Raw genomic sequence first — 22,215 nt, 5'->3', positions numbered from 1 at the left:
GAAATCAAGATGACGCTCCGCCCCCGGCCCACGAGTGCCCACCCACTACCCCAGCACGACGCTCGCGCCGCAACATCACGATAATGAAGGTGGCAAGAGCCAGCACCGTAATCGCTCCACCGATGCGAATCGAATTCAGGGCGATTGCGCTGTAACGGCCGGTGGCTGGATCGTAGTGAAAACAGTAAAGCAGGAGCTTATCCACCGGTGAGCCGATTTTTCCTTCAGCCGCTTCGATCAGGGCAAAGCGCAAGTCCCGCGGCGAAAATTCCACGCCATAAAAATACCGGGCAATTTGGCCCCCCGGCGTCAACACCACTAGACCGGTTGCGTGTGCATACTGCTGATTCTTCTCGTCCCACGCATACCGGAACCCCACTGCCTCGGTGAGGCGCTGGATTGCCGCCTCCCCGCCCGTAAGGAAGTGCCAACCAGCTTCCGCACCTGAGCGGCGGTACTCCTTCAAATAGGTTGCCTTCTTGGCGGCGGCGAGTTCAGCAGATTCTCGCGGGTTGAACGAAACATTGATCGCGACGAATTCCTTTCCGAGATCGAAGCGCAACGCTCGCAGAGCGCTCACAAGCCCATTCAGCACGAGCGTGCACAACATCGGACATTCGTAATAGGAAAGCGTGAGTACCACCGGCTTTCCTTGAAAGTAGTCACCCAGCCGAACTGTCTGACCACTTTCGTCGCGGAACATCAAATCCAAAGGCACTTGGGTACCTAAGCGCTGCTCGAAATCCACCTTTTGGAGAATCGGGGTTGCTCCTGTGCCTTCCCCGGCCGGTCCGGGTAAGCGAGTCGCGGCAGCACTACCCGCCACCGCAAATACGGCAACCGTGACCACCACTCCACGAAGGCTCATGGTTGTGGCTCCTCCGGTCGCGCCGGCAATCCTTTTTCTGCCAACAGGTCGATCGCTCGTTCGATCGGAATGCGCACGATACCGTTTGCCTTGTCCACCCAACCGTAGTGGTGCAGTTGGCTATCTTCCCATGCCCGCAGTTCCTGCAAATCCTTGATGGGTGCGGGTTGAAGCCGCGGTGCCGGCGGTTCCTTCGGCACCACCCCAGCGAGTGGATTCGGCGGCGGCGATGTGTGTTGCACATAACGCTCCAATGCCGCCGTGAAGACGTACAAGGCCGCAAAAATCGCGACCGTGACCACCACGCCCCCAACGATCGTCACCACGATCGGGCGGCTCGGTAGGTCTCGCGTTTCGTGGGCGCCCGCAGTATGGCCGGCGCTTCCCGTCTGTGGATGGCTCATGAGTGACCTCCTGCAGCGGGCAGCGATGGGTCATTCCATACGATGAGTGGCCGACCGCGCAATCCTCCCGTGAATGCCCACAGCCATACTCCGCCGACACCGAGCCAGGTCGTGACATCGAGCCAGTGAACCCGCGCGTAGTGCGGGGAAAACGCCGGCGTGATCAACCAATACACCTCGATCACCCGCACACAGAGGATGAACAGGGCCACTCGGGAAACCAGTCGTGCGCTCCGTTTGATATCGCGCGACAACAAAATCACGAATGGAAGGGCAAAGTGGAACAAGATCAGGCACAAGCCCACGTACTGCCACCCGCCGCTCATCCGCTTGAGATACCAAGGCGTCTCCTCCGGCAAATTGCCCGACCAAATGATGAGCAACTGCGACAAGGAGAAATACGCCCACAGCATCACGAAGGCGAACATGAGCTTGCCGAGGTCGTGAAACTGCATCGGTTGCACGACGCCACTGAGCGGTCCATCGTCAGCCAGCAGGGCTGTGACCTTGATCATGAATGCCATGGCACTCAGGAGGCAGCCGCCCATCACCAGCACCCCGTACAGCGTAGAGTACCAGTGAGGCTCCAGTGACATCGCCCAGTCGACCGCCGCGAAGGTGAAAGTCAGTCCCAGCGCTACGAGACCACCGCGACTGAGGTTTTCCAACCAACCGATGGCCCTCGGCTCGCCGTTCTCCTGCGCCTCCGACCAACGGGATAAAAAGTTTGCCAACAGAGTCCACACGACAAAGTACAGAACGGCGCGACCGACGAAAAACGGCACATTCAGATACACGCTCTTGTGTTGCAGAAGCGGGTCGTGCGCTACTTTGGCAGCATCCGCCCATTCGTAGAGAGAGTGCACACCAACCACGACGGGCACAAACAGCACTGCGAGCAACGGGATCGTCCGCACCGCCGATTCCAGGCTCCGCCGGATCACGGATCCCCAGGCACCACCCGTCACGTGGTAAATCATCAGCAATGCCAACGAACCCATCGCGATTCCGAACCAAAACAAAAAGCCGAACAGGTACGAATGGAAGAACTGGGTAGTGTCGATCAAGGCACCCGCCACCGAGACTAGCAGACCGACTGCCCCCACGCCTAACGCGACAGGCCGCAAACGTGCCAGTGGGTGGTCGTCGCGCAACAGGAATCGACTGCGATCCGGGATAGCGTTACTCATGGGAATTTCCTGCCTTAGACTTCGTGGTCGGTGCGGCTTGGTCGAGCTTCGGCCGATCCGCTTCAGGAATGTCCGCCAAGGTTGCGTGTTGGCTCAGTTGCAATGCACGGATGTAAGCCACAATTGCCCAACGGTCGCGCACGGGAATCTGCGCTGCGTAGTCGGGCATCACACCGAAGCCATTGCCAATCACGTGAAAGAAATAACCCGGCGGCTGCTGGCGCAAACGATCCTGGTGGAAAGACGGGGGCTGCTTATAGCCACGCTGCACGATCATTCCATTGCCAGTGCCAACTCGGTCGTGGCACGGCGAGCAATAAATGTTGTATCGCTCTTGCCCCCGCTGGAGAACGGCTCGCGTGACCGGAAACGGAAACTCAGGGCTGAAGTTCTCGCCAATCTTGCCGGTGTACAGCAGGGTGTCATCGTGCAAATGGCCCCGCGCCACAGTGCCTGGGACTAGCGGCCGCACCGAACGACCATCGGCGAAAAACTCGCTCGGGCGAAATCCCTTGTACTTCGGCTGATCCTGCATGTCCCGGCGACAGCCGGCGGAGAATAAGAGCGCCCCCACCAATCCCAAGGCGCAGCTCCAGCGGAGTCTGTGTGCGGTCATCAGTCCGGCACCTCGGCAAGAGAAACAGGTGACAAAGATTCTAAGACCCGTCGCGTACCCTCGCGGTCGAACAGCGGGTCCGTACTCTCGACCAACAGGAAGAACCGGTCACGCGATGCCAGCGCAAACCGCGGCACGTTAAACACTGGATGGTACGGGGCTGGAAGGCCGTTCAACGCTAGCATGCCGAGCACTGCGGTGAGGGCGGCAAACAGCACTGTGCACTCGAAAGTCACCGGCACGAACGCCGGAACACTGAAGAGTGGGCGACCACCGACGTTGATCGGGTAATCAATCACCGAAGTCCAGTACTGCAAGCCGATGCCGAACAAGGCACCTGCGAGGCCGCCGCAAAACACCAAGAACGACACCATGTTGCGGTGAATGCCCAGTTCCTCCCACACCTCCTCGACGGGGAAGGGAGTGAATGCATCCATGCGCCGGTAGCCCATTTGGCGCAGCTTCCGTATGGCCGCAACCAGGTGGTTCACGTCGGCAAATTCCACCATCAAGCCATACAGCGGGACACGCGCCGTCATGCGTGCTTCTCCTTCACCTTGGCTTCAGGCAAAAGCGTCCGCATCTCAAAGATGGAGATCATCGGCAACAGCCGAATGAACAGGAACAGCAGAGTCAAGAACAAACCAATGGTCCCGATGAATGTGCCGTAGTCGAAAATCGTTCCAGCATACATGCCCCACGAGGAAGGCAGGAAGTCGCGGTGCAAGCTCACCACGATGATGACGTATCGCTCGAGCCACATCCCGATGTTGATCGACATCGCCACCATAAAGAGCAGCGGAATGTTCGTCCGCACGCGTTGGAACCAGAGCAACTGCGGAATAACCACGTTGGTGAGGATGAGCGCGAAATACAAAGTCTGATAAGGCCCGGTGAGTCGGTTCTTCACCATGAACTCCTCGAAAGGGTTACCGCTATACCAGGCCATGAAAATTTCCATGAAGTACCCGTATGCGACCACCAAGCCGGTGGCGAGCATCACCCGCGCCATGTAGTTGATGTGGCGCATGGTGATGAAATCCTCGAGTCCATAGTAACGGCGCAGCGGAATCGTCAGCGTCAGCACCATGGCAAACCCGGCGTAAATCGCTCCCGCCACGAAATACGGAGGAAAAATGGTCGCGTGCCAACCCGGAATAATGCCGACCGCAAAGTCAAACGACACCACGCTGTGCACGGAAACCACCAGAGGCGTCGAAAGACCCGCCAACAGGAGGTACGCCGTTTCATACCGGTTCCAGTGCCGCGCCGAGCCGCGCCAGCCCATCGCCAGGATTCCGTAGATCACCCGCCCAACCTTGCTCGTGGAGCGATCGCGAAGTGTGGCCAAGTCGGGGATCAGCCCCACGAACCAAAACAGCGCCGAAACGGTGGCGTAGGTCGACACCGCAAACACGTCCCACATCAACGGGCTGCGGAAGTTGGGCCACATCCCCATGGCGTTAGGGTACGGCAATAGCCAGTAAAACAACCACGGGCGCCCCAAGTGCAGGATTGGGTACAATCCGGCGCAGGCGACAGCAAACAACGTCATGGCTTCCGCGAATCGGTTAATGGAGGTCCGCCAGGTTTGCCGGAACAGGAGCAAAATGGCCGAGATCAAGGTCCCGGCGTGTCCAATCCCGATCCACCAAACAAAGTTTATAATGTCGAAACCCCAACCGACTGGGATGTTGATACCCCAGATGCCGATACCGCGGACCAACAACACGGCCACGCACTGCAAAAAAATCGTCAACAACACGAACGACACACCGAACCCGAGCATCCAGCCGCGCCGGGTCTCGGAGAGCACGACGGCCGCAATTTTATCTGTAACGGTTTCGAACGTATGGCCTGGGCCAATGATCGGCCCGAGATCGCGTGCTGGGGCGCTCATGCGTGACCCTTTCCTGAGCTGAGTTCTGGGTTTGGGTTGCGAACCGCCGCCAAGTATGTTGTGCGCGGGCGCGTGTTCAGTTCTTCGAGCAACTGGTACGTGCGCGGCAATTGACGCAACTTTGCCACGCGGCTTTCCGCATCGTTCATATCGCCGAATACAATTGCCTCAGTGGGACAAACTTGTTGGCACGCTGTGAGGATTTCCCCGTCGCGAATGCTGCGTCCCTCGCGTTTGGCTTGGATTCGCGCCGCATTGATGCGCTGTACACAGTACGTGCACTTTTCCATCACGCCGCGGCTGCGTACAGTCACATCCGGGTTGCGCAACAGCTTCAAGCTCTCGGTATACCAATCTTGGTACAGGTAGAAATTGAATCGCCGAACCTTGTACGGGCAGTTGTTCGCGCAGTACTTGGTGCCCACGCAGCGGTTGTACACCATGTCGTTCAGGCCCTCGGCACTGTGCACCGTCGCGTTCACGGGGCAGACCAACTCGCAGGGGGCATTTTCGCACTGCTGACACGGAATTGGCTGGTGGACAAACTCCGGAGCATCCAGATCGCCCTCGTAGTACCGATCCACCCGGATCCAATGCATTTCGCGCCCGCGCGCCACCTGATCCTTGCCAACCACCGCGATGTTGTTCTCGGCCACGCAAGCAATCGTGCACGCGCCGCAACCAATGCACGCATTTAAGTCGATGGACATGGCCCACGCGTACCCAGTGTACGGGAAGCCCGGATACATCGAGGGGAGTTCTCCTTTGTGGCCTCCGTGGCCATGAGGCGCGAGCGACGGATCGTGCCGGTACTCTTCTAGGGTGCCTTTGCGCAGGATATCTCGCCCTTCGAGGCTAAAGTGATCCTGCGTGCAGGCCAAGCGGTAACGCCGCCCCGTCTTCCGTATCTCTCCGCCAGCCATGCCCCAGGGGGCACGCGAGGAACAAAGTCTAAAGGCATCGACGCCAATTCCGCCGCCTACACGACCGGCTCGCGGGCGCCCATAGCCCCAGTGGAGCAACACGGTGTCGTGGGCCTGACCCGGCTGAATCCAAACCGGAGCGTCCACGCGGCGGTCTTCCGCCACCACCTCGACGACATCGCCGTTCTTCAACCCGAGGCGCGCGGCCGTTGCCGGAGCCACGTACGCCACATTGTCCCACGTGAGCTTGGTGAGCGGCTTGGGCAGCTCTTGCAACCAGCCGTTGTTCGCGTAGCGGCCGTCGTAAACTGTCGGATCCGGACGCAGCACAATCTCCAGCCCCGCCGGCGCAGCCACAGGTGGGCGCAAGTTTTGGAAGAAATCGCTCCGCAACGTCACCGGGCGCACTGCCGCCCCGCTGCCCGGCACCACACCATCGTGCAAGGCACGCCGCCACTGGGCTTCGAAATCCGCACCGCTCCACACGCCTTTCCAATATTCGCGAACCGCATCGTACGGTTTGCGGCTGGGCTTACTGCTGAACGCCGCGAGCACTTCGAACGCCGTCTTGCCGTCATACAGAGGCGCGATGAGCGGCTGAATCAGCGTCACCGTGCCATCGTGCGCTCGAATGTCGCCCCACGACTCCAATACATGCGCTTCCGGAATGTGCCAGTGACAAAACAGTGAAGTTTCGTCCTCGTACAACCCGAGGCGGATCCGCAGTCCCACCTTTTGCAGCCGTTCCCCGAACTTCAGGTCTGCCGGTGCCGTGTACACAGGATTACCGCCGAGGATGACGAGCACCTCCACCTTGCCAGCATCCATATCGGCCACCAGCGATTGGAGTGACTCGAGCTGCAGCTCTGGGTGCGGCGCGATGGGCTCGACGAACGATACCGTCTCGCCGATGTTCCCGAGCGACTCATTGATTGCGTACGCCAGCGCGTGCGCCGTGGGCCCAAGCGCTTCGCCCACCACCACCAAGCTTTTTCCGCGGCTGCGCGCGAGGTCCTTCGCTAATGCGACAATGAACGCACGGCGCGGCTCCATGCTCGCCGGCGTTTGCACCGGCAAACCCAAGGCCCCCGCGAGGGCACGCAAAAACGCTTCGCACTCGCTCGGCCGCAAAGCCAAGCGATGGTCGGCCACCGAACCTGTGATGCTAGGTGCCGACTCCACAACGTACAGCCGGTTCATCTGGCGGTCGTTGCCGTCATCCACCTTGCGCCGCCGGGCGAATTCCCGCGCGTACCTCACGCCACCTGGGTGCGGCCCGAGCAGGTCGGCCTCCACACAAAGCACCACATCGGCCGCTTCTACGTTGTAAACTGCGTCGACCACCTCCCCAAACGCCGCTTTGGCGCCGGCATGAGCGTGGTCGCGGTTCACTGGTTCGAAATGATGCCAGCGCGCCTCGGGCCAGGCAGCAAGCAACCGGTGAATTTCCGCGAGGAGCGACGGCGACGTCACCGTTTCCGTCAAAATCCGAAAGCCCGCGCCGCGTTTCCCATTGAGGCGCTCGAACTCGCGTTGCGCAGCGTCCACGAACGCCTGCCACGGACGAATCACGCCGCCAAACCGCACTGCTTGCGAACGATCGGGGTCGTACAAGGTGAGGATATCGGCTTGCGCAAAGATGTCTGTCGCACCGAGGCTCGCAGGGTGGTCCGGGTTACCCTCAATCTTTGTCGGGCGGCCCATGTGGCTTTCCACTAAAACACCGCGGCCAAAACCACTGAGCGGGAGCGCGGTGGCAAAGTATAACGGCTGCCCCGGCACGACCTCTTCCGGCGCTTTTACATAAGGATAGATTTTCTCGACCGGTTGTTTCGTGCACGCACTCAGGCCTGCGAGGCCGAGCGAAGCACCCATCAGCTGCAGGAACTGTCGCCGCCCTAAAGCATCAAGCACCGACGCCTGCCGTGGAAACTCGGCTTCCAAAAACGCCCGAAAGCCCTCGCTGTCAGCAAGCTCTTCCAAACTGCGCCAGTATCGCCGGCCGGTAGCCGCAGCGAGCTTGGCGCGCAGTGCTTCCCAATCGTAGGCGGGTGCTTCAGGTGGAAATTCCCCGGATGCAAGCGCGGAATGGTCTTGGCTCTCGTCCTTCATTCTCAATCACCGGTGGCAGATGGAACAATTCGTGAGCTGCTCTTTGTGGACCTGGTATTGCGATACCAGACGAACCCCCAACTCCTCCTGAGTGCGCGCCGGCACCTTGTACGCCATGTTGAAGACTTCTTCCTTGGGCCGAATGAATTGCTCAGGGTGCCGGTGGCAATTGAGGCACCACTCCATTTGTAAGGAGTTTTCCTGCCAAGTGAGATTCATCTGGTCGATCCGACCGTGACAGCTCGCGCAGCCAATTCCCTTAGCCACGTGGATACTGTGGTCGAAGTACACAAAATCCGGTAAGTCGTGCACCTTGATCCATGGAATCGACTGGTCGGTGCGAAAACTCGCCCGCACGGGTTCCAAAGTGGGACTGTCTGCCCAAATTTGGGCGTGACAATTCATGCAAGTTTTCGTCGGCGGAATGCCGGCCGAAGCAGAAACCTCGACCGTGGTGTGGCAATACCGGCAATCAATCCCGAGCTCGTTCGCGTGGTGCTTGTGGCTAAACGGCACCGGCTGCTCGATGGCTACGTGCGCGCCGGTGACATACCCGGAGCGATTGAGCAGCATGCCCGCGTAACCGAGCAGTCCGATCACAAACACAGCACCAAATATTGTTGCGCGCGCCAGCGCGTTTGCACTTCGATGGAAGATCTGTGACATGCGGCAAGCGCGCCTTTTAGTCAGAACACCATCGTTCGTGCAACAAGTCCCAGTTGGAATTCCTCTAAAAGCAGAAAAAGTATTGGTGATGAAAAATAGCCGGAGCTCTCCTGTGATGGCGCGGTGCACAACACGCCAAGGCCCGACTCGCAACTAGCTTTTAGATTCGCGGAGCATGGAACTGCAGGTGCTTCGCTCGCCGAGCGGTCTCCTGTCTCCCCAGCGAGCGGCAACGCTCGCTTCACGGCCGACCTTCCCCCCGGCTCACCCGCCGGCGCGATTATACCCGGCACCACCTGCTTGGAGCGGTGAGTATGCTCGTTCTTCCAACCGGCGGGCACGCGATCTCCGCGCGGGCTCGGCGAGCTGCCCCAAGAGAAATTTTCCGCCGCAAGTCTGCGAACCCAATTGGCCAACCTGCGTGAATCGCGAGAACCGTTCGAGAGGACGACAAGATTACCCACAGGCGGCCACTCGCGGTGGTTGCGACGGGGCCGAGCCCGCGGAGGGACTTTTCATGCTGGTGGCGAAAATCTGCTTTACTTGCACGCCAGGCCGTTCTAAAGCCGAGCACGAGGTTTGGGAGCCGGGGTTCAAGGGCTTGTCCATGGGTGGGAGGTCGAAGATCGAAACGGGGCCAATCGGGTGGCTCATGCGCGCCGGCGTGCTTGCCGTCGCACTTGCGGCCGCAAGCTGCTCCGGAGGAGGGAACGGCCAGCCGTCGCCCAACGTAGGACGCCTTGCTGTGCAAGCGCAGTGGGAACAGGCGGATGGCAGCTTTGCTTCTCGCCTACCGAAGGCGGCGGTCACCGTGCGCGTGGTGGTGACAGACGCAGCAAATCGCAACTGTTGTCTGGCAGTGCAGCCGGGCGACGTTCCCGCCGACCCTGTCACTGGGTCGAGGATACTCGTGCTCGATGCGCTGGCCGAAGGCGAGGCAACCGTGCAGTTGGCCACGTTTGCGGAGCAATTTGCACCTGCACCACCTGGGCTCGCCTCCCCGAACATCTGCGGCACCGATCCGCCGGGCATCGGAACAGCATGCGCGAACGATCGGCCGGCAGCTCCGACCTACGAAAGTCGCCCGACTAAGGTGCACATCCTTGCCGGTAGCCGCAGCGGCTCGGGGGTGATTTCGATGCTCGCCCAACCATTCGTGCTTCCGTTCTCCCCGCGCCCCGGGAGCACTGCGGTTGCACCCGTCCAGGTAGAAGTGCTCGTGGCTGATGCCGCCAACGAGATCGCCCTCGCAAGCCTCCGCGTCGTTGCATCTGCGGGTGGTGCCTCCAACGTTCTGCCGATGTCGTGGGAGGCCTGCGACGATACCTCGGCTTCTCCGTGCAGCACTCAGCCCAATTTGGGCGTGCGCGGTTACTGGGGCACTGGCGTCTGGCACACCAGCACGGGGGGCGCGGGCAGCCTGCGCGTGAATGCGAGCACAACCGGGGCAAACCCTCGAACAGTCGACTTTACGTATTCCTTCCAAGTGACCCCCGGCACGCCAACGCCGACCTCTAGCCCAACAGCGACTACGACTCCCACGCCCACCGTTACTCCAACGGCCAGCCCCACGTACACCGCTACTTCAACGCCAACCCGAACAGCGACGTCCTCGTCGACTCCCACTTTCACCCCAACCAGCACCCCCACGTTTACACCCACGAACACACCCACAACGACGCCAACAGAGACCCCCACACAAACGCCGACACAAACCGCGACCACCACTTGGACGAACACACCCACATCAACTCCTACGGCAACCCCGACCTCCACCCTCACTCCTACCGCCACACCGACGGAGACTCCCACGTCCACAGCCACTCCGAGCCCCACGTCTACCCCGACGGCAACGCCAACGCTGACTGCAACCGCGACTGCAAGCTCGACACCGACCCCATCTCCTACCCCAGAGCCGCGAACGCTGGCTTATGTCGCGAACTTGAACGATGCGTCGCTGGCGGTGATCGATACGGCAACCAATCGGCTGATCGGCAGCATCCCCGCCGGCGACTACCCGACAGCCATCGCCCTCAGTGCCGATGCTCGCTGGGCCTACGTTGCAAATCAGTTCGCCAATCAGATCTCGGCGATCGATCTCGATTCGGGCCGCCTTGCAGCCACGGTTGCGGTAGGTTCGCGTCCCAACGCTCTCCAGGTTTCGCCGGACGACCGCTGGATTGCCGTGGTAAACCAACTGAGTGGGTCGCTCAGCATTATCGAGCGATCGACCCTGCGGGTCGTGGCCGAGGCGCCCGTGGGGTTCATGCCGACTAGCGTGGCATTCGATCAAAGATCGGCGCGCGCCTTTGTCGCCGAACAATTCGACAATCGTGTGCGCATCATCGCCGTTCCAGCGGGCTCAACGCTCGGATTCGTCCCGGCTGGGTCGCGGCCGCAAGATGTTGCCGTGTCGCCTGACGATGCACGCCTTTACATTGCCAACGGCGGAGACAATTCACTGACCGTGGTCGAACTCGCCACGCCGGAGACGGTCGGTCGTGTATCCGTGGGGCGTTCACCGCAATCGGTCGCCGTAACACCGGATGGAACGGTCGCCTACGTGGTCAGTCGTGGCTCAAACGAAGTCGCTGTGGTGGATACGGCCACGTTGACCTTACGGGCACGCATTCCGGTCGGCTCAGAACCGACTTCGTTAGCAATCCGTCCAGACGGCACGTTCGTTTATGTCACAAACTCGTTCACCAATAGCGTGAGCGTGATCGATGTCCCTCGTGACTTGTTAGCGACGGCGATCTTCGGCGTCGGCGTTACACCGGTCGACATCGCCATTGGAGTACGACGGTGAAGAAACTGTCTGGTTGGGTGGCGGTGGTGTTGGCAGCGATTGCTGCCCTGGTTTCTCCGAGCGGCGGAAGCGAACGCTCCAAACGCCTGTACAATAAGGGCTTGGTGGAATTTCACGCAGGCCAATTGCAAGAAGCACTCAAGTCGTTCGGCGATGCCGTGGAAGCCGATCCGCTCGATGCCCTCGCGTGGTACTACCGAGGCGTGGCGCTGAGTCGCACCGGTGACCGTGCGGCGGCGATCCAGGCCCTGCGCAAAGCGTGGGAGTTGAATCCGAAGCTCTTCGATGCCGCACTGGACCTAGGGATCGCGTTGGCAGAAGCCGGAGAGTTCAGCAAGGCCATCCAACCGCTCGAGTACGCGCGCAACGCTGCGGAGCTCGAAGCTCAAGCGCTGTTGTACCTTGGCATCGCCCTCTTCCGCCTCGATCGCGCTCACGAGGCCCGCTCTTACTTCTGGGCTGCACTGGAGAAGGATCCCGAACTCGAAGCCGTTGCCCGCTATCACCTCGGGGTACTGGATTACCAGCAGGGATTTTGGCAGCGGGCGAAACGAGAGTTCGAGCGGGTCCGCGAACTCAAACCTGGCACTCCGGTCGCCGAGCAATCGCAGCAGTTCCTCGCGCGCATCGCCGAGATCGAGCGGGAGCGGTGGACGTTGTTCGGCAGCCTCGGCCTGCAGTACGACAGCAACGTCATTCTCGCACCCTCCAGCGATTTCGGCGCAAGTTTCGCCAAGAGCGACGTAGGAGTTACCCGTCAGGCCGACGGGCGTGCCACCTTCCAGTTTGGCGGCTCCTACCAAATCGCGCGGACGCCCACCGCACAGTTGGCCGCAGGCTATGAATTTTACCAAAGCCTGCACTTTGAACTGCGGCCGTTCGACCTCCAAGACCACCGCGCGCAAGTGGCCTATACGGACCGCCGCAAATGGGGAGAGTGGGGTGCCCTCGGCCGGTACGACTATTACTTGCTCGACACCGACGACTTCTTACGCGAAGGTAGTCTCCTGCCCTTTGCACGGATCGACGAAGGGAATCTCGGTTGGACCGAGCTTTCCTTCCAACTGCGCCGGCGAGACTTCTTAAAACCAGAGTTCCACATTCGTGACTCGATCAATTACGTCCCCGGTGCCGCACAAGTCTTCTTCCTACAAAGCAACCGGCAGCGGTACCTGACCGTTTCTTATTTCTTCGAAGTGGAGGACACCGCTCCTGGTCGCGCCTCACGCGCCTTCGCGTATACGGCAAACCAGATTGGCGCTGGCTTGGCCTGGGCTTTGCCGTGGTCTGTCGAAACCCAATTCGACTACGCCTTTCGCCACAAGGTGTACGAGCGCGAGCCGAGCAACAACCGGAAAGACCAAGAGCACCGCATAATTTTGCTTGCTCGCCGGGCCCTCACCGGTCATATTAGTGTCACTGCCGCTTACTTCGGCCAACTGAACTTCACGAACTCTACGCAGCTCATCGGTTTGCGCGAGGAAAAATTGTTCGAGTACGAGCGGCACATTGGATCGATCACAATCGAAGCGAGGTACTAAGATGAGTCGACCGGGAGTGGGCACGTTCATAACGCTTGTGTTCTTCTGCTGTGGCGTGGCGCACGCTAGCATGAGCGAGGTGGGGACGATTGCGGCGGTCAGCGGCGAGGTGCACATCGATCGAAGCGGGCAGCAAATTCCTGCGGCGATTGGTAACCCGGTGGCCGTCGGCGACATCCTGGTCACGGGCACGGACGGGAAACTTCGCGTCGTGTTTCAGGATGACAGCGTGCTGATTCTGGCCGAGAACTCCCGCGTGACGGTGGATGAAAACGTGTTCGACGCTGGGGCCGGTGAGGCACGTTCTTTGTTCGGTTTGCTGCGCGGTAAGGTGAACGCCGCAGTTAGCGAATACTACCGCCGCCGGGGCAACGCATACGAAATTCGTACTGAAACGGCAGTTGCCGGCGTGCGCGGCACAGAATTCGCCGTGCGCTTTGACCCGGCTGCGCAACTTACCGAAGTGATCGGCATCGAGGGCAGTGTGCAAGTGCACAGTTTGCGCGATCCGCAAGCGCCTGGGGTGTTGGTCACTGCACATGAGGTGACCCTGGTCGAAGAAGATCGACCGCCCACGCGCCCGCGACGGCTCGACGAACCCTTGCTGCGCGAGCGCATCGAAGGCTTCGACTTTATCAGCCGCGGTCGCCCCGAGGGGCTGGTGCAAACCGCTTCGCTGGCTTCGGGTGCGGCAGTCGCACGTTTGTCCAGCGAGAAAGTGGTGACCGCCGGAGTGGCGCCCGGAGCAGAACCCTCAAAGCCCGTAAACCCGGGCACCGAGGGCGATGCCACCGGCAAGCTTGGGCAACCACCGGCTGCCATTCGCCTGACGGGCCAGCTCGGGTTGAACCTGGGCGAGTAGAAGGGCGCGAGAAGTACAACGGAAGCGGCAAGGGACGCTGCTTACTCCTACTCCTAGCGGCCCGCCCGTCGAGCTCACGCAACCGGCTTGCACCTGCCGGCGCTGACGGGGTGGGATTCAATCGACACCGACGACCTAAACAACAAGCCGCAGTCCCCGCCATGACTCGGCCCCGCGCAGCTCACTGGAACTAAGAAGCACACACATTCTCAAACTCCACAGGCCACAGCGAGGATGTACTGCCGAACTCGCAGTCTCCGATGGACTAGCGGCAACGAAGCGAAAGGCATCCGACAGAAGGTTGCAGAGAAAGCTGAATCTTGCTCCAGGCGGATCAAGCCAACGTGGTTTCTCCCCACCCTTCCTGCCGGAAGCCCACCCCTGAACCTCGAGTCACCGGCTTCCGCTCCGGTACGGTGAAATGCAAGGTCCTGAGTCCCGTACGCGGGAGGCACGGGGTTATTCTCTCCAGTCCCCACGAGGACTAGCCCAGCCCCGGGCGACGGGTCACCGCTTTTCTCCGACATCTTCACCAGCGGCTTGTGCGCCGGCTAGCCCCACGAAGTCCACGTCATGTCCTTCGGAACGCAACCTTGCCAAAGTCACCATCCAGTCCTCCTCGCCGCCAGCGAATACCGCTCGCAAGAACGCAACCACCGCTTCCTGCATAACGCGCCGTGCTGCAATCGGCGGCTCGATCTGGCTTTCCAACAAGTCACTGTGGCCCGCCCCGAGTACACCAATGAATGCACGCGGCGGCCGGGCAGTGGCGTAAAGACCGCGCCCCACCGCAATCGGCACAACATTATCGGCTGTGCCGTGGATGAATAAGTTCGGCGCCGCCAGTGGTTCCACCCGATCCGCACCAAAAGCAGCGTCGAGCGCACTTGGAGCGGCAACGAATATGGCAGCGCGGATTCGCTCATCGAAGCAACACTGTTTCCGCGTCAGCCCAAGCAAGGTCACGGCTCCCAGCGAGTGGCCCAGCACGGCAATTTGCCGCGCGGAAAACGCAGTGTACAGCGGACTTGCCGGATCCGCATCAGCGGCAAGCAACGCCTGGAGTACGAAGCTCACGTCGGCGGGCTGATGGACCAGGTCCCGCAGTCCGGTTTCATGTCCGCCAGGCGCGTTTTGGTTTGTCAGAGGAAACGCCGGGGCAGCAACCACGATTCCTTCCCCAGCGATCGCGCGCGCAAACGCTTCGAACTTTTCCGGCAGGCCACCAAAACCGTGCGCGAGCACTAACAGCGGGCGCACCGTGCTTCGAGCTGCTTCCGATTCGTCCTGCCAGACAAGAAAGCGAATCGTGCGCTCCGCAGCGCCTGGAAAGCTGCCATTCGGAGGAGTGCGGCGCGTGGGGTCGACTGCTACAAATTCGCGGCGCACCACATACGCAGAAGTTTCCCCGTCACCGCCGCAGCCGCCCAGCAGCCCAAGCAAGACTCCTGCGACCACGGCAAGCGAATACCGGTGCCACATCACGTCCTTCCTCTAACAGGGTCGAGGCATAGTTGGAAAGCCGATGGCAGTACCGAGAGCGGCACAGAGCCCTTTGTGACCGGAGGAAGGCACGGCAGGAGCACGGATTGTTGTCGCCGTTAATGCCGCGCAAAAGCAGCGCGCCCAAATCGCCACGCTTCAGAGCTGCGGAGGGAAACGAGCAACCTCGACCAAGCTTGTCGCGCTCCTGCAGCACACTGGCACTGTGCTGGCTGAAGGACTCGCCGCTGCCAGGCAAGGCGGCCGGCGAGCTCGCTTGCCGGACCCTGCGCTGCGCTCCCAGCCCAAACGGAGCTCAGGAGCTTTTCAGGTGTGGGTTCGGGTTAGGAGCACCCTGCCAGTACTGGCAAGGGATGGCCGCGCATGTCGCCCAACAAGGCCACGGCCATCGCCGATGGATCAAACAACCGTTGCGCTAAGGACACAATCTCGTCATTCGTCGTCGAGTCGATTGCAGCTACGAGTTCGCTCGCCGGCACGTGGCGGCCAAAGTAAAGCTCGTTTTTCGCGATACGGGTCATCCGGTTATCGCTCGTCTCCAGACCCAGTAACAAGTTGCCCTTTAACTGATTTTTGACCCGCCGTAGCTCCTCCGGCGTCAGCCCCTCGCGCTGCAATTTCTCCAGCTCGCTCACGATGATGTCCACCACTTCCGCGACCCACTCAGGGCTTGTGCCGACGTAAATCCCCAAGTAACCGGCGTCGCTGTAAGACGACAGGAACGAGTACACCGAATAAGCGCGGCCACGACGTTCGCGGATTTCTTGGAACAAGCGCGAGCTCATTCCTCCCCCTAAAGCCGTGTTCAGCAAGTACCCGGCGTAGCGCTCACGCGCGGTTTGCGAGATGCCAGGGGTGCCGAGGCACAGATGCACCTGTTCCAACGGCTTTTCCACGTAATGAACGCCGCACGAGGGCTTGGGCGGCGCGCCGTTTGTGCTGGTAGCCTCTCCCCGCAGTTGGTCGAAATCGCACGCAACCCATCCGACGATTTCCTCATGATTTACGTCGCCAGCCGCGGCGACAACGATAGAGTTCGGACGATACCGGGCGTCGACGAATTCCCTGAAATCCTCTTGACGGAAACGGCTAACCGTTTCCACCGTGCCGCAAACCGGGAAACTCAATGGATGTCCTGGCCAGTAGCGCAACGCGAACAAGTCATGAACGTAATCGTCGGGCGTGTCCTCCACTTGCAAGATTTCCTGCAGCACAACGGAGCGTTCCCGTTCGATCTCCTCTGGCGCAAACACGGAGCGAAGAAAAATGTCGCTCAGCAAATCTTGCACGAGGGGTAAATGTTCGCGCAGGACCTTTGCGTAGTAGCAAGTGTGCTCTTTACCCGTGAAGGCATTCAGCACTGCTCCGACAGAATCGGCCTCCTCGGCAATTTGCGCAGCCGAGCGGCGCTCCGTTCCTTTAAAGAACAGGTGTTCGAGGAAATGAGAGATGCCAGCTTGTTCCGGGCGTTCGTGCCGGGATCCGTTTTCCACCCACAGCCCGATCGTCACCGACGGAATGCCGGACATTTCCTCGGTGACGACGCGAATTCCATTGTCCAACTGCGAGCGGCGGACCCGCGGCTCGTTATCACGCCCCATCGCTCTACCCTCCGCCATCACGAGGCGTCGCCGCTGCCCGACTTTGTCTTGCTACTCGGCCGGCTCTCCTTCGCCGCTTCGCCTTGCTGCATCGCCTCGCGGCGGCTCAGGCGAATCTTGCCAGACTTATCGATCTCCAGCACCTTCACCAAGATTTCGTCGCCCTCTTTGAGCACGTCCGACACTTTGGCGACGCGGCCCGGCCCAATCTGGGAAATGTGCAGGAGCCCATCCACTCCCGGCAGGATTTCCACGAATGCCCCAAAATCCACGATCCTGCGCACGATCCCCTTGTAAATCCGGCCGACCTCCGGCTCGGCGGTAATTCCTTGAATAATTTCGATGGCCCGGTTCATCGCCTTGGCATCGCTCGACGCGATGATCACGGTGCCATCGTCTTCCACGTCGATCTTCACACCGGTCTCTTCGATAATCCCGCGAATGACCTTGCCGCCCGGACCGATCACCTCACGAATCTTCTCAGGCTTGATCTTCAAGGTCACGATCCGCGGTGCATGCTGCGACACCTCCGGCCGCGGCACCTCGATCGTTTGCTTCATCTGTTCGAGGATCTTCAGCCGGCCGCGCTGCGCTTGATACAGCGCCGCCTGCATGATCTCGCGGGTGACTTTACCCACCTTGATGTCCATTTGCAGTGCAGTGATCCCCCGCGCCGTGCCCGCCACTTTGAAGTCCATATCGCCGAGATGATCCTCGTCTCCGAGAATGTCGGAGAGAATGCGGACCTCCTCCCCTTCGATAATGAGACCCATGGCGATCCCGGCAACCGGCGCGGAAATGGGCACGCCGGCATCCATGAGCGCTAACGTCGCGCCGCACACCGTCGCCATGGAGGATGAGCCATTCGACTCCAAGATTTCCGACACCACACGGATCGTGTACGGGAAACTCTCTTCCGGCGGCAGGACCGCTTGAATCGCGCGCTCTGCCAACGCACCGTGGCCAATCTCCCGCCGGCCCGGACTACGCAGGAACCGCACCTCTCCGACGCTAAATGGAGGGAAATTGTAATGGAGCATGAACTTTTTGAACTGCTCCCCAATCAGGGCATCGATCTTTTGCTCGTCCGATGAGGTTCCGAGGGTTGTGGTCACGAGCGCCTGGGTTTCGCCCCGCGTGAACAGAGCCGACCCATGGGCGCGAGGCAGCAGGCCAACCTCGCAAGTGATCGGACGTATGTCTTCGAGGCCGCGACCATCCACGCGCCGGCCCTCTTTGACAATGGCCGAGCGCATCACCCGCGACTTCACTTCCTCACTGAATGCTTTCAGCTCGGCAATGCGATCCGGAAAGCGCTCTGCCAACTTGAGAATACTTTCCTCTTCTGCCTGCTTGACCGCTTGAGCTCGCTCTTGTTTGGTTGGAATTTGAAAGGCCGCTCGCATGCGCGGAGCGGCCTCTTGTTCGAAGAGAGAAAAAAGCTCCTGGTCTACTTGTGGTGCGACCACCGAGCGCTTTGGCTTCCCGACAGCCCGCTGAAGCTCGTCTTGCAGATCGAGCAACGTTTGGATTTCTCGTTGAGCCAGAAACAGCGCGTCGAGAATAACGTCTTCCGGCAGCTCCTTCGCACCGCCCTCGACCATCACGATGCCTTCCCGTCCTGCAGCAACGATGAGATTCAGCTCGCTCCGTTCGAGGTCGCTGACGGTGGGATTCACCACGAACGCACCGTCGATCCGGCCAATGCGCACACAGCCGATCGGACCGAGGAACGGCACATCTGAAATCTGTAACGCAGCCGACGCCGCGGTCACCGCCAGCACGTCGGGGTCATTTTCCTTATCGTGCGAGAGCACTGTGGCGATGATCTGGGTTTCCGAACGGAAGCCTTCGGGAAACAACGGGCGAATCGGCCGGTCGATCAGCCGCGACGTCAGCGTTTCTTTCTCCGTGGGCCGTCCCTCACGCTTGAAAAAGCCGCCGGGTATCTTCCCCGCAGCAAACGTGCGTTCCTGGTAGTCACAAGTGAGGGGAAAGAAGTCCACGCCCTCGCGCGTCTTCTTCTCCGCCACCACGGTGACCAACACCATCGACTCGCCGTAGCCAATCACCACGGCGCCGTCGGCCTGCTTGGCCATTCGCCCGCTTTCCATCCACAGCGGGCGGCCGTGATACACGGTTTCCAGTTTCTTATACGACATGACAACCTCCCGGGCCTCGTTGCCCCTTTAGCGGGAGGGAAAGACGTGCTCACTCGTGCCGAGAGATTTCGCACGAATGCACACTTGCTACTTTCGGAGCCCCAACCGCTCGATCAGGCTTTTGTAACGGTCAAAGTCCTCACGCCGTAAGTACTCCAACAGTCGCCGGCGTTGGCCAACCAGCATGAGCAAGCCACGCCGCGAATGGTGGTCCTTCTTATGGGTTTGTAAGTGCTGCGTGAGCGACTCGATCCGAGCCGTGAGTAAAGCCACCTGGACCTCGGGAGACCCCGTGTCCTTGTCGTGGCGCCGGTACGTTCCGATCAGCTCCTTCACCTGTTCGGGAGCCAGTCCCATCTTTCCTCCAACTTTAAGTTCGACCGCCGTGGTTAACATCATGCCGCTCCACCCGCAAGTGCGCGAAAGCATTGCCAGATCTTGTATTGTTCTCGGACGCCCATGAGCACTCACTGCCCGGGGCCCGCACGCCATGCACCCTCCCGCCTACTGGACACCGTTCCTTTACCAGGGAACAAGGCGCTCGCTTGCCTCCGACCTCCTATTGGTCGCAAGGAAGCCGCAGCTTCACAGCCTGCAGCGTTTGCCACGTCCACCGTGGTCCTTGAGACCGGAGCCACCCGTCGCTCTGCCATCGCCATTCTCGCCAACCCTTTACCTGCTTTAGCCGGCCCGGCTATGAAGACGGCCCACGGCCTCATGAATATTGCGAACCTCCACGTTGTGCACGTGAGCCCGTGGCGCTTGCCGGTACGGGGGTACGGCGGGTCGCAGCGCGTCCTCACCTGGCTTGTGCGGGCTCAGTGCGAATTGGGCGCGCGGGTCACCGTATTCGCCCCGGAGGGGACGGTTCTTCCTGGCGTGCGGGTAGTGGAAATCTCGGGGCGAACGAATACAAGAGCCTTTTTCGAACGCGTGTTCGAACAGCTTCCGGACGACGCCAGTGTGCTTCACCTGCAGCAATTCCCACCCGTTCACAGTTTTCCTTTGCCTTGGGTGGTCACCGTGCACGGAAACTCCCCCGGCGAGTTGGCGCCGCACCCGCAAAAGATTTTCATTAGCCGCAGCCATGCGGAGCGCGCCGATAGTCAGGCGTACGTCTACAACGGCCTCGATCCTACCGAGTACCTCTACCGAGAGCGCAAAGACGATTACTTCCTCTTTCTCGCCAAGGTAAGCCGGCGCAGCAAAGGGATCGATCTTGCCCTGCAGCTCGCAAGGCACCTTGGGTTTCGGTTGGTGGTGGCGGGAGGAACACGCTGGGATTTGCGCAAAACCGGTGGTTGGTGGACAAGCTGGGGGTGCCGCGTAGAGTTTTTGGGCGAAGTCGACGGCCCCGCCAAAGCAGAGCTCCTTGCCAACGCACGCGCACTCCTCTTTCCGATTCGCTGGGAGGAGCCGTTCGGACTCGCGGTCATCGAGGCCTTAGTGAGCGGGACACCCGTCATCACCGCGCCACTGGGAGCCATGCCGGAAATCGTTACCCCGAACGTAGGCTTTCTCTGCGGCTCGTTTGACGAATTCTGCCGTGCCATCGCTCGGGTGGAAGAGCTCGCCCCGCATGCGTGCCGGCAGCGCGTTCTCGATCACTTCACCCACCGCCACATGGCAGAAGGCTACGCGCGCCACTACGCCGCTGCAATCGCAAAGGCCAACCCGACACTCGCGGAGCCCCGTGGCGACATGGCGCTGAACGCCACCGCCCCAGCTCTTTCGCACAGTCGTCATGGCTGAGCCTCTGTTGAGCATCATCATCGCCACTCGGAACCGCGCTCAGTCGCTAGCGCGCACCCTGCGTACGCTCGAAGTCGCCCTCGACAACGTGGCCGGTGGGGTCGAAGTCCTCATCGTCGACAATGGCTCCAGCGATGCCACTCCGTCCGTGCTCGCACAGTGGCGGCCCATAGGCGCGGTGGAGACAAAGGTTCTGCGCACCGAACAACCAGGCAAAGCGCGCGCTCTCAACGCTGCTTGGCCACAGGCCCGTGCGCACACCTTAGCGTTTACGGACGACGACGTGGAAGTGCCCCCGCTTTGGCTCCGCATCGCGGCAGAATTCAGTGCGGGGATGCTGCAATACGCTGCAGCCACGGGCCCCGTGCGCCTTCCACCTGAACAGCGCCGTCGGGAAATCATGGAACTGGTCAACTTTTATCGGACCATCCCCCTCTTTGACCGTGGTCCGCAGCTACAGCCCTCCAAGCACCTCTACGGCTGCAACATGTTAGTGCGCAAATCCGCCCTTGCTGCCGTTGGAGGGTTCGATGCTCGGCTCGGACCGGGAGCGAGCGGCCTGCACGAGGACGGCGACTTAGCCCACCGGCTCCGTCAAGCAGGATATGCGCTTGCGTATCTGCCGCAATTGGAAATGTTCCACATCGTCGAACCTGAGCGTTTGTGCTGGGAGTACTTTTGCCGCTTGCATCGAGCGGATGCGCAGAGCCGCTTCGTCCGCGATGGCAACCTTGGCCTCGGCTATGCGCTGCGGCACTGGTTCGGCGCGGCTGCAGTGTGGGCGCTGTGGAGCTTGCTCGGCAACCGCAACCGTCGCATGCGCGCTCGCGGGCGGCTCCTCTCCCACACGGAATACCTGCGCCTTTGCTGGTTGGCCCGAACGAGCCCACCGTCCGGCGGCAGCACCTCCAATGGGCATGCCTGCGCCTCCTGATCCAGCCTCCAGAGTCCGTACCCGAGCCTGTTCGGCAGCGAGATTCGCCCGCAGCAGGGGCCGCTAGCGAAGGTGGCGCCTAGGGGATCGCCGAATGGCGAACGGTGCCTCGCGGAACGCAGAAGCGACCGGCCTCTCGCCCTCACGCGCGTGTGGCTGGTTGCAGCTGCGTCCCGCGGATCGACGCCCCACCCCTTCTTGCTCGCCCCATCTCCCGTTCGGCTAGAGGGAGAGATTTTTCTGGCAGGGAGTGTCATCAGACGTCAATCGCCGGCCGATGCAGATCACCCTCGCCCCGGCCCGGGGGAGACAGTACGTTTGCCGCACGTGGGCAACCGTGGCGCCGTGCCGCGTTCGATGCTCCGCCGGCTG

The 22,215-nt window shown here is 60.8% G+C and carries 17 protein-coding genes; 5 read left to right on the top strand and 12 right to left on the bottom strand.

The window, feature by feature from the left end; genetic code table 11:
- Nucleotides 1-4: 4 nt before the first annotated feature.
- The 8 genes from N3C12_06730 to N3C12_06695 are packed head-to-tail and all read right to left on the bottom strand — an operon-like array spanning nucleotide 5 to nucleotide 8,679.
- Nucleotides 5-868 (bottom strand): SCO family protein, encoded by an 864-nt coding sequence (locus N3C12_06730; GenBank protein MCX8072128.1) that lies wholly within the window; start codon nucleotides 866-868, stop codon nucleotides 5-7.
- Nucleotides 865-1,272, bottom strand: coding sequence for a hypothetical protein (locus N3C12_06725; protein ID MCX8072127.1), 408 nt, complete (start codon nucleotides 1,270-1,272; stop codon nucleotides 865-867). The genes N3C12_06730 and N3C12_06725 overlap by 4 nt, the downstream gene beginning before the upstream one ends.
- Complete coding sequence (locus tag N3C12_06720) at nucleotides 1,269-2,462, bottom strand: hypothetical protein (GenBank protein ID MCX8072126.1); 1,194 nt, start codon at nucleotides 2,460-2,462, stop codon at nucleotides 1,269-1,271. The genes N3C12_06725 and N3C12_06720 overlap by 4 nt, the downstream gene beginning before the upstream one ends.
- Complete coding sequence (locus N3C12_06715; GenBank protein MCX8072125.1) at nucleotides 2,455-3,078, bottom strand: cytochrome c; 624 nt, start codon at nucleotides 3,076-3,078, stop codon at nucleotides 2,455-2,457. Before N3C12_06715 ends, N3C12_06720 begins: the two co-directional genes overlap by 8 nt.
- On the bottom strand, nucleotides 3,078-3,617 hold the full coding sequence (locus N3C12_06710; protein ID MCX8072124.1) for a DUF3341 domain-containing protein: 540 nt from the start codon (nucleotides 3,615-3,617) through the stop codon (nucleotides 3,078-3,080). Before N3C12_06710 ends, N3C12_06715 begins: the two co-directional genes overlap by 1 nt.
- A complete protein-coding gene (nrfD, locus tag N3C12_06705) occupies nucleotides 3,614-4,978 on the bottom strand; it encodes a polysulfide reductase NrfD (protein MCX8072123.1) in 1,365 nt (454 codons plus the stop codon). Before nrfD ends, N3C12_06710 begins: the two co-directional genes overlap by 4 nt.
- On the bottom strand, nucleotides 4,975-8,013 hold the full coding sequence (locus N3C12_06700; GenBank protein MCX8072122.1) for a TAT-variant-translocated molybdopterin oxidoreductase: 3,039 nt from the start codon (nucleotides 8,011-8,013) through the stop codon (nucleotides 4,975-4,977). Before N3C12_06700 ends, nrfD begins: the two co-directional genes overlap by 4 nt.
- 6 nt (nucleotides 8,014-8,019) lie before the next feature.
- Entirely contained in the window at nucleotides 8,020-8,679 is a 660-nt protein-coding gene (locus tag N3C12_06695) for a cytochrome c family protein (GenBank protein MCX8072121.1), read from the bottom strand.
- A 517-nt stretch (nucleotides 8,680-9,196) separates the two neighbouring features.
- Here N3C12_06695 and N3C12_06690 point away from each other — a divergent pair.
- The 3 genes from N3C12_06690 to N3C12_06680 are packed head-to-tail and all read left to right on the top strand — an operon-like array spanning nucleotide 9,197 to nucleotide 13,891.
- Nucleotides 9,197-11,488 (top strand): YncE family protein, encoded by a 2,292-nt coding sequence (locus tag N3C12_06690; protein ID MCX8072120.1) that lies wholly within the window; start codon nucleotides 9,197-9,199, stop codon nucleotides 11,486-11,488.
- Nucleotides 11,485-13,029 carry a tetratricopeptide repeat protein gene (locus tag N3C12_06685; protein ID MCX8072119.1) on the top strand — a complete coding sequence of 515 codons (1,545 nt, stop codon included), beginning with the start codon at nucleotides 11,485-11,487 and terminating at the stop codon, nucleotides 13,027-13,029. The genes N3C12_06690 and N3C12_06685 overlap by 4 nt, the downstream gene beginning before the upstream one ends.
- A gap of 1 nt (nucleotide 13,030) precedes the next feature.
- A complete protein-coding gene (locus tag N3C12_06680) occupies nucleotides 13,031-13,891 on the top strand; it encodes a FecR family protein (protein ID MCX8072118.1) in 861 nt (286 codons plus the stop codon).
- A gap of 507 nt (nucleotides 13,892-14,398) precedes the next feature.
- Here N3C12_06680 and N3C12_06675 read toward each other — a convergent pair.
- The 4 genes from N3C12_06675 to rpsO form a co-directional block, all read right to left on the bottom strand.
- Entirely contained in the window at nucleotides 14,399-15,373 is a 975-nt protein-coding gene (locus N3C12_06675) for an alpha/beta fold hydrolase (protein ID MCX8072117.1), read from the bottom strand.
- 344 nt (nucleotides 15,374-15,717) lie between these two features.
- Nucleotides 15,718-16,995 (bottom strand): insulinase family protein, encoded by a 1,278-nt coding sequence (locus N3C12_06670; protein MCX8072116.1) that lies wholly within the window; start codon nucleotides 16,993-16,995, stop codon nucleotides 15,718-15,720.
- 17 nt (nucleotides 16,996-17,012) lie between these two features.
- Nucleotides 17,013-19,157, bottom strand: a complete 2,145-nt coding sequence (gene pnp, locus N3C12_06665; protein ID MCX8072115.1) for a polyribonucleotide nucleotidyltransferase — start codon at nucleotides 19,155-19,157, stop codon at nucleotides 17,013-17,015.
- Between the two features lie 87 nt (nucleotides 19,158-19,244).
- Nucleotides 19,245-19,514 (bottom strand): 30S ribosomal protein S15, encoded by a 270-nt coding sequence (gene rpsO / locus N3C12_06660; protein MCX8072114.1) that lies wholly within the window; start codon nucleotides 19,512-19,514, stop codon nucleotides 19,245-19,247.
- 339 nt (nucleotides 19,515-19,853) lie between these two features.
- On the opposite strand from rpsO, the gene N3C12_06655 reads away from it, so the two are divergent.
- Together N3C12_06655 and N3C12_06650 are read left to right on the top strand one after the other, a co-directional pair.
- Entirely contained in the window at nucleotides 19,854-20,909 is a 1,056-nt protein-coding gene (locus N3C12_06655) for a glycosyltransferase (GenBank protein MCX8072113.1), read from the top strand.
- The gene (locus N3C12_06650; protein MCX8072112.1) at nucleotides 20,902-21,843 is read left to right on the top strand and encodes a glycosyltransferase; all 942 of its coding nucleotides are present in this window, start codon (nucleotides 20,902-20,904) and stop codon (nucleotides 21,841-21,843) included. The genes N3C12_06655 and N3C12_06650 overlap by 8 nt, the downstream gene beginning before the upstream one ends.
- Nucleotides 21,844-22,215 lie beyond the last annotated feature (372 nt).

This window comes from Candidatus Binatia bacterium (genome assembly GCA_026415395.1).
GTDB lineage: Bacteria > Desulfobacterota > Binatia > HRBIN30 > HRBIN30 > HRBIN30.
Note: the sequence above shows the minus strand (reverse complement) of the source record. Positions and strands in the feature narration are given on the sequence as shown.